Below are 12,261 nucleotides of genomic sequence, written 5' to 3'. Positions count from 1 at the left end.
GACTTCGCTAATCAGCTTTAAAAATGGCCGTGAATTCTAACAAGTATAAACTTGTTAGAATAATTTTTAATTTGCATACCTGAAGGCTTGGTGATTGAAGCTAACAATACCTAATAGTAGCCATGTTGTGCCCTTTCACTTTCAGTCGTCGTCCTACCTATCACACGAACATTTCGGCGCTGAACTGTCCCAAAACATTCGCTCTATTGTTTGGTTTTGTTCAAGCGAATAGCTCGATTAGACAAATTGTCATCTGGCTTACGAGGCACGTTTTTTCTCTCGTGAAGTAAGTGACGAATTGACAGTATAGGATGAGGTAACAACATTTTTGGGCCGGAGAATCGCATTACAGTTTTCATTTGCTCTTTAGGTTCAGGCTTATAACAATGAATTGGGCATTTGTTGCACGTCGGCTTTGATTGTCCATATGGACAGCGATCCAAACGCAGTTCTGCATAGTTAAGCAGAGCCTGACATTCATCACACAGGCCATCTTGATGATGGTGCTGTTTACAGTATATCTGCATCATCGCTTTAACAGTTTTAAACTCAGTCTCTAACGCACCAACTAAGATTTCACTAGCCTTACTACTCATATTAAACCTATCAAACAAACCACTACCAGAATAGACGCTATCGTGGATTTGAAGTCAACGCCTAGGGCTCAAACCGAAACAGATCACCAAAGCAACAATGAATCGTCGATTTTTCTAAATCGAGTCGCAGCCTCAATCAAGTTATTGGCAGTAAGCTTTTCGACTCCGTACACCAAAACTTCGACATCGAATCGTTCTCGAATTCGATCAACTAATATTTGAAAATCACCATCACCTGAAAGTAAGATAACCGTGTCTACTTGAGAAGCTTTTTCATAGACGTCCAGTGCAATACCAACATCCCAATCTCCTTTAGCGCTGCCGTCCATTCTCTGGATGAACGGCTTTAAACAAACATTAAAACCGATACCACGCAATATGTGATGGAACTGTCTCTGTTTTGGGTTGTGGCTTGATATAGCATAGGCATTCGCACATGTGACATCGTAACTACTGGAGACTTCCTGCCAAAATGCATTGTAATTAAAATGCTGGCCGTAAGCATCTCTCGTCGTGTAATAGACATTCTGTACATCTACAAATATGGCTGCTGTTTTCATCGTTTTTCATCATCTCATTGTTTCTCAATAGTATACCTCAACTTAAGCCGTCAGTTCTTGTCTAACTGCTTAGCTTGATGTTCACTTTTTCTCGCTGTTCGCTTTACAAGCGACTTAAGCGTCAATCCAATTGACTATAATTTACGTATACAAAGGACGAGTCCAATTTTAAATCGCACTATTTCGTGCATTTCCTCGGAAGGGGGGTGATGATGCGTTACTCAATTTCTTTGCTGATTTTCACTTTATTATGCTCGCTGCCTATAGGCGGAGTTTTCGCCTACCCCAATTATCAAAGTGCTCCCAAGTCAGAATCCGGACACCAGTACATGCGCTTACATCATCGTAGCGTTATTTACTTTGCTCCTAGCAGAGACACTCACGTGGACACCTTTCTACTTGGTACTTTTACCAATGACTGTGCACTCAAAGAGCGCGATGTGGTCAGTATCGTAGTGACAAAAGAGGGATTCTCTTATCCTGAATGGGTTGCCAGCATATTTGATTACGCGACTTTGTCAGCCTTTTTTAACATCAAAGAAGGCAGTCACGCCGCCATTTTGATCGGCAAAGACGGAGAGGAAAAACGGCGATGGAGCGATAAAATAGATTGGACCCAACTTCAAGAACACATTGATGAAATGCCTCTAAGGCAACAAGAAAGTCTCATTACAAAAACCCGTTGTTCGATTTGAATCTTATGCTATTTTTTTGCGTCTTTTTGGCTTAGGTGACTGCTAACCAAGCTCGCGACTAAGATAGCCAAATAAAAGCTCCCAGTTATCGCCTCTAGAAAGACAAAGAACTTTGGAATAGCAAGGGTCGGTGAGATATCCCCAAATCCGACGGTAGTGAGTGTAATGAAACTGAAGTAAATCACTTCAAACAGGTTATCAAGCCAAGGCTTATGCTCTAATCCATTAAACGGTGTGTTAAAGAGTTCTAATTGTATTAAGTAAATAAACGCAAAAGACAAACCAAACAATAGATAGACGCAAATTGACCCTACTATTTGATTAAGTGTCACCTCTTTGGGAGTAATCACCTGTTTCAGAGCTGAGAAGGTATGTGCCAGTAAGAAGAACAACATCGCGCTCATTGTGACTAGAGATAAATCAACCTCTTGAAATAAAGACAGTGACCCCGAAGCAACCACAACCAAAATTAGTATAACGTACCATGAACGATAAAAAGCCTGTTTACGGTGTACACCGACAATCGAGACTCCCATGCATAGAACTAGAGACATCAACACAAATGTTTGCGCATTGTCTCGATATTGATGAACAACTGCACTTATGAAAAAAAGACTCAATAATGAAATCAGCAAGAAAAAAAAATTGTCATCTTTCGTTACGATTTTCACTAGCTACCTCGTGGATTTTTTTTGAACGCCTTTACAATTTAGCATATTCACTAAATTCTGTATCTAACTGATTGATTTAATCCAATAAACACGACCAAAGCTTATTTATAAGCCTTTCTTGTACTGTTTATTGCACGTAGGCTGTAATTGTCCATGAAGGTTATGGCGTTCACCTGCGATAGCCAATTTAAACTCTTTGACGAGGCTTGCTGTGTTAGAGGTTCGTTGGGTATGGGTCTTAATCGGCCTTAGATCAACCATCATACCATCAAAGTTATTCGATGGTTGTTCAAGAACTTCAGTGTTCAACATATTGTACTCGGCATACACGATGTTGTGATGGCCTTTTTGCTTATCGAGCACAAAGGCACTGTCTTTCAAATTCAATATGGATGCTGTTTTCTCACACTTGGTGAGACATCGAGCATCGAAACGTTTTCTACGGCATCCAACAGTCTGATGAAACAAGCATTGTCTGCTAATCATTAACGCATTAGGTTGATACATACAGTAGTGCAGCTCAAATCCTTGAGGAGCAACGATACGCTTAATCTGTTTCTGATTCAGCTCATTCGATATAAAAGCTCCTGAGCAATTAAACTCATCTTTCAAACATTTAAGAGCGTATGAATTACTTAAGTTCATTTGTGGCCCCGCAAGCCACTCAATTCCCCGTTGGTAAGCAAGATAACCAATACCGCTATTGTTAGTAACAATCCGTTTGGGCTTGACTTCGTCGAGTATTTTTTTAGCGGCGTCAAAATCTTTGCCAATGACAATAGCTGGGAAATAAGGCACAAGGCGCGGAAACTGTTGTAATAAAGCAATGGTGCTTTCACTCTCGACATACAAAGTTTCTGGCAATGGGTAATAGAGCTCTATGTCATCATCAATGTCACTGAGATTATCGACATCAGATAACAGTGCAGCAAGTTTTGGCTTGAACTTTAATTTTTGTGGACTTTCAACACGAGGAAGTACAACTTCTGGCGTTATTAACCGGTCATTGTTTAATGCTTGAACGAGCTGCTCACGCATCTTAGCCTGTTCACTAAAAGGCAGATACAAGTCGCAGCTTAACTCAGTTAGGTCAATTCGCTCTATAATATGATCAATATCGTTTAATCCATTTAACCACTTCTCAACCGAACATTGATCAAAACCATACTTACTTGAAGACGTTAATACTGAATCAGATTGGACACTAAAGTGCCTGCTTGGCGTCTTGATAGTGACAATAAGTGGTCTATCGATCTTTCCTGACAGAGTTACCGTGATTGGCCACTTATCAGTATCCAAGTGAGCAACTTTTTCACGTACCGTTCCGATTATGTCGGTTTTTTTATCATATAAACGCTTTTTGATGTCAGTCAACTGCTCGGGCGTTGATGCTTGTTCTTGTTGTGCTAGGTGGTGAGCAGCATTGTCCCTTGGATTATCAATGAACATCGCATTTGAGATATTTCCCATCAAGAACCCATTGGAAAAATCTCTGTTGAATACCGTGTGCAGCTCACTATTGTCGGCCAGCAAAGGTTTATTGTCACAGTAACGATCTATCTGTTTACGCCAGTTATCCACGACGGTATAAACATAGTGTGACTTTTTGATTCTTCCTTCTATTTTTAACGAATAAACGCCTGCTTTGGCGAGGGCATCCATATCATAAAAAGCTGAGTTGTCTTTCATATTAAGAGGGTAGTTTTTACCAACATCAGTGGGCTGGTATTGCTCACGACATGATTGACGACACCGCCCTCGATTACCCGAAGCGCCATTTTGTAGTGAGCTGATATAACACAATCCGGAAAAGCTCACGCAATATGAACCATGAACAAAGACTTCCATCAATACATTGTGGTCTCGCCCATAACTCGCTAGCTGAGTGATTTCATCAATATTGAGCTCTCTAGACAAATTAACGCGACTGGCGGTTAGTTGCCCGAGTAACGCTACTTGTCCTTCATTATGAGTATTGAACTGAGTGGATGCATGTACATCCATAGTAGGAAAGTGATGTTTTAAAATATAAGCAAGTCCAAGGTCTTGAACAATAACACCATCAATATTGGTGTTAACGAGCGTATTAAGCAAACGAACAAGCTCTGGGATCTCTTGCTCTAGCATAATAATATTCAGTGTGAGGAAGACTTCACAATCGTATTGGTGCGCTAATCTTACAACGCCATTAAGGTCGTCCAAGCTCAGGTTTGTCGCCTTATTACGCGCGTTGAATTTCCCTAGTCCACAGTATACCGCGTCCGCTCCGGCGACTATCGCGGCTTTAATGGATTCTAGATCGCCTCCTGGCGCTAAAAGCTCAAATTGCTTGCTCATATTTTGTAGCTCACATGACATCAAAAAACGGCGTATTTTACGTGCCATGGCTCAGTTTTGTCTAACACTATCGTACTCATCAAAATTTCATAGCTAAAAATACAACCCGGACAATTAAATACTAAACTGACTGCATAAGCTGCTACTAAGTCACGATCGATAAGGCATCGTAGACTATATAAATCTTATTCAATAACAACTAGTTATGGAATAAAGATCACCTTTTTGTGGTTGAGTTCTAATAGAATACATATTAAAAGGTAGAATTTGTTATTTTAGCTCACATCTTGCAACACATTGAACTTATGGACATTAACAACACACAAGGAAATGAATCAATGAAAAAACAGGACCAGAATAAAGACGTTGTCTCAGTCAATCGTCGTAATTTCATCAAAGGTGGTGCAAGTGTGGCCATTGCCGGTATCGGCAGCACTGTGTTTAGTGCAGCATCGGTAGCTGATGAGTTAGATAATGACTGGGGAATCAGCCGTTATTCGAGTGATGAAGAATTTTGGGATGGTGTGCGCTCCCAGTTTATCCTTGACGACTCTACTACTTATATGAACATTGGCACAACTGGCTCAATGCCTAAACACGTTCTCAAAAATTACCATAAGAACAATAAAACGGTTGCCAAATATCCCTGGGATATGGACAATAAATTTGGTAGTTGGCCTTATGTTTCTGACATGGTTTCTGACATCGCGGCTAGTTTCGGAGCCGAGCCGCATGAAATCATTCTAAGTCGAAATACTACCGATGGTATGTGTTCGATCATCAATGGATTGAACCTACAACCAGGTGATGTCATTCTCACCACACACCATGAACACATTGCTGCCGTTTCTCCTCTTAACGTTGTTAAAGAAAGGTTTGGAGTAGAAATCGTTGAGATACAATTACCTGTCTTTACAGGCAGCGAAAACGTCACAGAGCGTGATTACGTTAAAGCGTTCCGTAAAGCCATTAAAGAGCATTCAAACGTTAAACTTATCACTTTTTCACATATAACCTATAAAACAGGTACTAGATTACCTGCCAAGAAAATTTGTCAATTAGCGACCAAACATCAAATTCCGACACTGGTCGATGGTGCTCATACCATTGGTATGCTTGATCTTAACTTTCACGACATTGAATGTGACTTTTACGCTGGCTCTGGTCATAAGTGGCAATGTGGTCCTGGCGCAACGGGCATTCTTTACGTTAGAGATAACATGAACCGTTTGAAAGAGTGGTCAAATGGCGAAAAGCCTTACTGGGCTATCAACTCGTCACTGGGTCATCTCGACTTTTTTGGTAGCCAACTTCAACTCCAATACATTGGAAATGACAACTATCCAGCCAAGCAAGCATTAGTCGATAGTTGCAAAATGTGGGACGATATTGGCCGTGCTCGTATCGAGAAACGCGTTTTAGAACTGGGGTCTCTATGTAAAGACCTCCTACAAGAAGCACTGCCTAACGCTTACATTTTCTCTCCGAACGAAAAAGGATTAACGAGCGGACTCACCACCTTCAATCCATTTGAACTTGAAGATAAAGAGTTACTTACACAGTTTAGAGATCGCTTAAGAGAAGATTATGGCTATATCATCCGTACAACAGATTTCAAATTATACAAAGACGATACCGCAGACAGCAACGCGTTAAGGATCTCTACTCACCTCTTCCACAATGAAGAAGACGTCAGAGGTCTCGTTTCCGCGATACGCGATTTGTATGACTATATGGCCTAAGGATTATGCGCCCAGTTGAATTTGGGCGTATACTTAAAAAGTTAGCAAGGAGGCTGCCAATGATAGCAAGAAAAACACGTCGACACATATTCAGTTCCATAGCGTCACTTTTACTCTGTATTGCCTCCTTTTCTTCATTTTCAATGGATTTAGAAGAAGTAAAAAAGAGAGGTGTTTTAAGGCATTTAGGTGTTAGTTACGCCAACTTCGTTTCCTACATAGGCCAAAATGATTTTCAATATCTCAGTGGACTTGACGTCGAATTAATGCAAGGCTTTGCTAAATCCTTGGGTGTTGAATACCAGTATGTTCCTGCCGAATGGACAAATGTCTTTGGAAAGCTGACCGGTCAAAATACCCAGTTTACCAACAACCAACTGGTTTTCGGTGAGAGCATGCCAATAGAGGGTGATATCATAGCGAATGGGGTCACTATTTTAGAGTGGCGAGCTCAGGTCGCAGATTTTTCAGATGACTACTTTCCTTCTGGTGTTTGGTTAATCGCCAAGTCTAATTCTTCTATGAGACCTATTCGACCATCAGGAGAATTACAACAAGATATCGCTCAGGTTAAAACCCTCATGCGTGGCAAAGATGTATTGGCCATGGAACAGTCCTGTCTCGATCCAAACCTTTATAACCTATACGAAACCGGAGCAAATATCATTTTACCAGTAAAGCAGAGAAAACTTAATGAAATGGTGCCTGCGGTTCTTAATAGCGATGCTGAAAGTACATTACTCGATGTACCCGACACCCTAATCGCTTTAGAAAAATGGCCAGGAGAGATCAAAGTTATTGGGCCAGTATCAGAAGATCAGCGTATGGCCGCAGTATTTAGAAAAGAATCCCCCAAACTCCGACATGCATTCAATCAGTATTTATCAAAAATCAGGAGTGACGGTACCTACGAACAACTTGTTGAAAAGTATTACCCATCTGTGTTTTACTTTTATGGTGATTATTTTAAGGGCAATAGTCAATCACAGCTATGATCAAAAACTTTACCAGAAACACCTACATTATCGTTGCCGCACTGCTATTAGCTGGCTATCTAGTTTCAATTTTAGCAGTAACAAATCTTGGTCAAACTCGTTTAAACGAGTCACTACACCGAGAGCTTGAACTCAAAGTTGAAAACTATGCGAGTGCGCTAGAATATTTCTTCTACGTCACAAACGAAGATATAAACACACTTTCGCAAACCCCTGTAATGCATGCTTTCTTTGCTAACTTGGCCTCAGGGATGTCAATGAAATATGGATTGGCATCAAGCATCTTAGCGCTTGATAGAAAACTGGCATACACGATTAAAAACAAGACCATAAATCAACAAAAAATCTATGACCGATTTACCCTAATCAGTTTAGACGGCTCGGTCATTTCCGATACATCTCCAAATTCAGCGACAAATATAGATATTCAAGAATTAAACAATCACTCTACTCGACCTGCTTTTTTTCGAACTGTCGATAGTGTTAGCAGTAATGAAATCCAACTTGTAAAAATGGTATTGTATTCAGGAACCCCGACTGGCTATCTGGTCGCCACACTCAATAAAAAAGTAATTTTTGAACAACTCACCTCACAAGAAAGTGAACAAAGTAAAAGTCGAATTGAACTGCTTTCTAACTACGGCCATTCTTTTCTTTGGAATTCACCTTTAAATAGCGACACGCTGATTACCAAACAACAATTGGCAGAAGCCATCAACTTCAGCTTGCCAATTAAAAACACGCCATTTGTTCTAAACAGCTGGTTCGAACCGGTTGAACACAAAAGTGTACTAACCTCGTCTTGGTTTACGCTCGGGCTGTCGTTTCTTGCAATTCCCGTGTTCGCCGGATTGATTTATATATTCGTGATAAATAATGCCAACCTAGTGTTGAGAACAAAGATAGATGCTTCACGAAAGCAGCAAGGATTGCTTTCCTCAAAAAACAAACAACTCATTGAGGAAATCGAAAAAAGGAAGGAATCGGAACTAAAACTTTCTTATCAAGCCTCACATGATGCGCTCACTGGATTGCCAAATCGAAGTTACGGTAACCAAAGGCTTCAAGTGGAAATAGACAAAGCAAATTATAACAATTCTAATTTGTTGGTAATGTTTATTGATTTAGATAACTTCAAGCAAATCAACGATACTTTGGGACATTTAGCGGGTGACGAAGTTTTAAAACAAAGTACAGACAGATTAATTAACGCCGTCGGAAGTAAAGATCTCCTTTCTCGCTTAGGGGGAGACGAATTCCTGTTTATCATACCTGAGCTCGATAATCAGGAAGTGTCAAAAAAATATGCTGAGGAAATTTTAAAACTCTTTGACGAGCCCTTTGTCTGGAACAACCAAAAGTTCTTTGTTTCTATAAGTATTGGGATGTCCCGTTACCCACAAGATGGTAACAGTACTCAGCAGTTGTTAGCGAACGCAGATATGGCGATGTACAGCGTAAAACAAGATGGCCGAAACGCTTATAGCTTTTACAACACTGAAATGAGCAGCAACGTTCAACGCAATCTTAATCTTGATGGCCGACTACGCTATGCAATTGCAAATCAAGAACTTGAACTCTACTATCAACCAATTATAGACCTCGAAAGCAGCAAAATTATCGGTGCGGAAGCTTTGATGCGCTGGAATGATAACGAATATGGAATGATACCACCTGATGAGTTCATTCCCTTAGCTGAGGGGAACGGTCTGATACACCAACTGGGTGAGTTCGCAATCATGTCCGCTTGTCAACAAGCTGCTCAATGGCAGTCAATCGCCCCACTAAGTATCTCGATCAATTTCTCCAGCGTACAATTTCGTTATTGTGAAAAACTATTTACGCAAATTCGCTATAGTTTGATGAAGTCCGGCTTAAAGCCTGAGTTATTGGACATTGAGATCACTGAGAACCTACTTTTTAATCATAACGAAGATGTGATCAACCTATTAAACAAATTAAGAACAATGGGTGTTCGCTTGACCATAGATGACTTTGGTACTGGCTATTCTGCTCTCAGTTATTTACAAAAATTCCCATTCGATCAACTAAAAATAGACCGAAGCTTCTTAATGAACATTCGCAAAAATAAAGCGGATCGTGAGCTCGTCACTGCAATCGTTGCGATGGCAAAAGCGCTTAATCTTTCGGTTGTTGCAGAAGGAATAGAAGAGCAATGGCATACGAACTTCCTCAACTCTATCCACTGCGAATTTGGGCAGGGTTTCCTCTACAGCAAGCCAGTCCCCGCAGTAGAATTCGAAAAATTGTTAATAGCAAACCTTGAAGAGACTCGCGACCACCAGCCCGCTCTAAATATTGTCAAATGACGTTCCTGCAGTACTCACCTAACACACTATAGAGGCCCTCCAGACAAGAGAGCCCGACGACACATGATTTTTATTGGCTATTGAGTATTATGATCGCAACACCCTTTGGACACGTAGGAAGCTTCGAATACTTATTAACTGGGCTTTGCGTTTAAGTCCCTTGGAGTCACGTATGTTTAAGCGTATTATTTTACCCACCACCATACTTTTTCTATCCCTACTGTCGTTCGGAACCGTTCATGCAAATCACCATGGAATGAAAAAAGACATCGTTGATGTTGCTGCAAGCAATGACGCCTTTTCAACGCTAGTTGCCGCGGTGAAAGCCGCAGATTTAGTCGACACTTTGAAAAGTGAAGGCCCTTTCACTGTTTTCGCCCCGACCAATGAAGCGTTCGCTAAGTTGCCAGAAGGGACATTGGAATCTCTTCTCATGCCTGAAAACAAAGATCAACTTGTCGCCATTCTTACCTACCATGTCGTTTCCGGAACGGTAATGGCAGCAGAAGTAATCAATTTGACTAAGGCAACTACCGTGCAAGGTCAAGACCTCACCATTAAAGCAATGGATGGGAAAGTAATGATTGATAATGCCATGGTGACCGCCACAGATGTAAAAGCTAACAATGGGGTTATACATGTTATCGACACAGTTTTAATTCCAAACTAGTTTAGTTCTCGTTGCACTATAGGATTCATTCTATCTTTCAATAAGATAAGGCTGGGCAATTGTTCAGCCTTACTTTGTTTGATGTAGACTGTGTTTTGTCGATTGGGCATTTTTGAGTAACCGGTAGAAAGTGGTTCTCGATATATGAAGAGCTCTTGACGCAGCTGAAATATTGTTACCACAGTTATGTAACGTTTCCAACAGCTTTTCTTGATCTAGCTTTAGTTTCTTTTTCTGTAAGTGCCCTTTCAATATTGCTGGTTTGTTTTCGTCTTGTAGTCCCAAGTCTCCTGGCATGATTCGGTTTCCGGCCGACAATATGCATGCTCGCTGGATTCTGTTACGAAGCTCTCGAATATTTCCAGGCCACTGGTAACGATGAATTCTTTCCAAAGTCACTGGTGCAAACTTTAATTGATTGGCGCTAAAGATCTCTAGATAATGAGTGGCAATACGTTCAATGTCCTCTTCAAGTTCTCTCAAAGGTGGCATTTTTATTTTCAATACTTGTAACCGGTAGTATAGGTCTTCACGAAACTGCCCTTTCTCGACGGCTTTCTCTAGGTTGACATGAGTGGCAAATATCAAACGACAATCTACGTCTATCCATTTTGTACCTCCCACACGCATTAGTTTCTTCGAGTCGATAAACTCTAGTAATTGAATTTGCATTGATTTGGAAAGATCGCCAATCTCATCTAAAAAAAGTGTACCTTTATTTGCTTTTTCCAATTGTCCAATATGTTGTTGATAAGCATTAGTAAAAGCGCCTTTTTCATGTCCGAATAACTCTGAGTGAACGAGGCTTTCCGGAACGGCACCACAGTTAACTGTGATAAAGGGCTTTTCATTACGCGGCGATATCAAGTGGATATGTCGAGCACATAAACCTTTGCCAGTACCCGTTTCACCCGTAATCAAAACAGGGCAATCGCTCGACGCAACTCGACCTATCAATTCTCTTAACTGATTGTAACTATCTGAATCTCCGATTAATCGATTCGTTTGAGTTAAGTTTTCAGTGGCTCTATTCTCACCATGGATTAGCATTTCTGTTAAACCAAAAGCATGCCCTAGACTTTTTAGAAAATGAGAGTTGGGCAACGGAGTATGAAAGATATCCCAGCATACATCCGCAAAGTCCTGAATAAATGCAAGTTCATTAGCCCGATCTGATTTAAACACAGCCAGCCAATGGACTCTTGGGAAGCTTTTCTTAAGTTTAGTGACACAACTCAATGAGTTAACTCGATTTTTAGCAGTGACGTAGACAATTGACACGACAAACGGATTCTTTTCAAGCAAGGCCTGTGCTTGCTCTAAAGTGCTGCTCCGATTTGTGCACCATTGGTCAGGGAGGAGGTTTTTTAAATCGAGCTTTTCGATACCAAGCTCTAATAGCAGTACATTCCTTGTATCTTGGCTCGTTGTGTTCATAGTAACACTGCCTCGAATACAAATATTATCCTTACTAAGAGTAGTCTAATTAGCACAAAAGATAAGGTGGTATTTCGAAGAAAAGAGACCATGTGGGAATGTTGGTCATTGGCAATTACATTTAGCTTTAGCGTACCATCGATTTGGCTATGAGCTAACCTTCTGTTGTTTATATAAAAACTAAGGTGCCTTTTTTACTAACAAATAAAAAAGGCACCTTACACTTGG

The 12,261-nt window shown here is 40.6% G+C and carries 10 protein-coding genes; 5 read left to right on the top strand and 5 right to left on the bottom strand.

Annotated features, from left to right (window positions below):
* Positions 1 to 203: 203 nt before the first annotated feature.
* Both LNL84_RS09610 and LNL84_RS09605 read right to left on the bottom strand, forming a co-directional pair.
* Positions 204 to 596 carry a nitrous oxide-stimulated promoter family protein gene (locus LNL84_RS09610; RefSeq protein WP_244357018.1) on the bottom strand — a complete coding sequence of 131 codons (393 nt, stop codon included), beginning with the start codon at positions 594 to 596 and terminating at the stop codon, positions 204 to 206.
* Between the two features lie 83 nt (positions 597 to 679).
* A complete protein-coding gene (locus LNL84_RS09605) occupies positions 680 to 1,156 on the bottom strand; it encodes a LabA-like NYN domain-containing protein (RefSeq protein WP_244357017.1) in 477 nt (158 codons plus the stop codon).
* Positions 1,157 to 1,365: 209 nt separating this feature from the next.
* Between LNL84_RS09605 and LNL84_RS09600 the strand changes: the two genes are divergently transcribed.
* Positions 1,366 to 1,851 (top strand): DUF4174 domain-containing protein, encoded by a 486-nt coding sequence (locus LNL84_RS09600; protein WP_244357015.1) that lies wholly within the window; start codon positions 1,366 to 1,368, stop codon positions 1,849 to 1,851.
* Positions 1,852 to 1,859: 8 nt separating this feature from the next.
* Here LNL84_RS09600 and LNL84_RS09595 read toward each other — a convergent pair whose 3' ends face one another.
* Positions 1,860 to 2,522, bottom strand: a complete 663-nt coding sequence (locus LNL84_RS09595; protein ID WP_244357014.1) for a potassium channel family protein — start codon at positions 2,520 to 2,522, stop codon at positions 1,860 to 1,862.
* A 105-nt stretch (positions 2,523 to 2,627) separates the two neighbouring features.
* On the bottom strand, positions 2,628 to 4,859 hold the full coding sequence (locus LNL84_RS09590) for a peptidase U32 family protein (protein WP_244357013.1): 2,232 nt from the start codon (positions 4,857 to 4,859) through the stop codon (positions 2,628 to 2,630).
* A 338-nt stretch (positions 4,860 to 5,197) separates the two neighbouring features.
* On the opposite strand from LNL84_RS09590, the gene LNL84_RS09585 reads away from it, so the two are divergent.
* The 4 genes from LNL84_RS09585 (at position 5,198) to LNL84_RS09570 (ending at position 10,596) form a co-directional block, all read left to right on the top strand.
* A complete protein-coding gene (locus LNL84_RS09585; RefSeq protein WP_244357012.1) occupies positions 5,198 to 6,601 on the top strand; it encodes an aminotransferase class V-fold PLP-dependent enzyme in 1,404 nt (467 codons plus the stop codon).
* 62 nt (positions 6,602 to 6,663) lie between these two features.
* Complete coding sequence (locus LNL84_RS09580; RefSeq protein WP_425244300.1) at positions 6,664 to 7,596, top strand: transporter substrate-binding domain-containing protein; 933 nt, start codon at positions 6,664 to 6,666, stop codon at positions 7,594 to 7,596.
* The gene (locus LNL84_RS09575) at positions 7,584 to 9,926 is read left to right on the top strand and encodes a putative bifunctional diguanylate cyclase/phosphodiesterase (protein ID WP_425244299.1); all 2,343 of its coding nucleotides are present in this window, start codon (positions 7,584 to 7,586) and stop codon (positions 9,924 to 9,926) included. The genes LNL84_RS09580 and LNL84_RS09575 overlap by 13 nt, the downstream gene beginning before the upstream one ends.
* Before the next feature lie 172 nt (positions 9,927 to 10,098).
* Positions 10,099 to 10,596 carry a fasciclin domain-containing protein gene (locus LNL84_RS09570; protein ID WP_244357009.1) on the top strand — a complete coding sequence of 166 codons (498 nt, stop codon included), beginning with the start codon at positions 10,099 to 10,101 and terminating at the stop codon, positions 10,594 to 10,596.
* Positions 10,597 to 10,665: 69 nt separating this feature from the next.
* Here LNL84_RS09570 and LNL84_RS09565 read toward each other — a convergent pair whose 3' ends face one another.
* Positions 10,666 to 12,033, bottom strand: a complete 1,368-nt coding sequence (locus LNL84_RS09565) for a sigma-54 dependent transcriptional regulator (RefSeq protein ID WP_244357008.1) — start codon at positions 12,031 to 12,033, stop codon at positions 10,666 to 10,668.
* Positions 12,034 to 12,261: the final 228 nt, after the last annotated feature.

Origin of the sequence: Vibrio gelatinilyticus (assembly GCF_022836845.1) — a bacterium.
Taxonomy (GTDB): Bacteria; Pseudomonadota; Gammaproteobacteria; order Enterobacterales; family Vibrionaceae; genus Vibrio; species Vibrio gelatinilyticus.
Note: the sequence above shows the minus strand (reverse complement) of the source record. Positions and strands in the feature narration are given on the sequence as shown.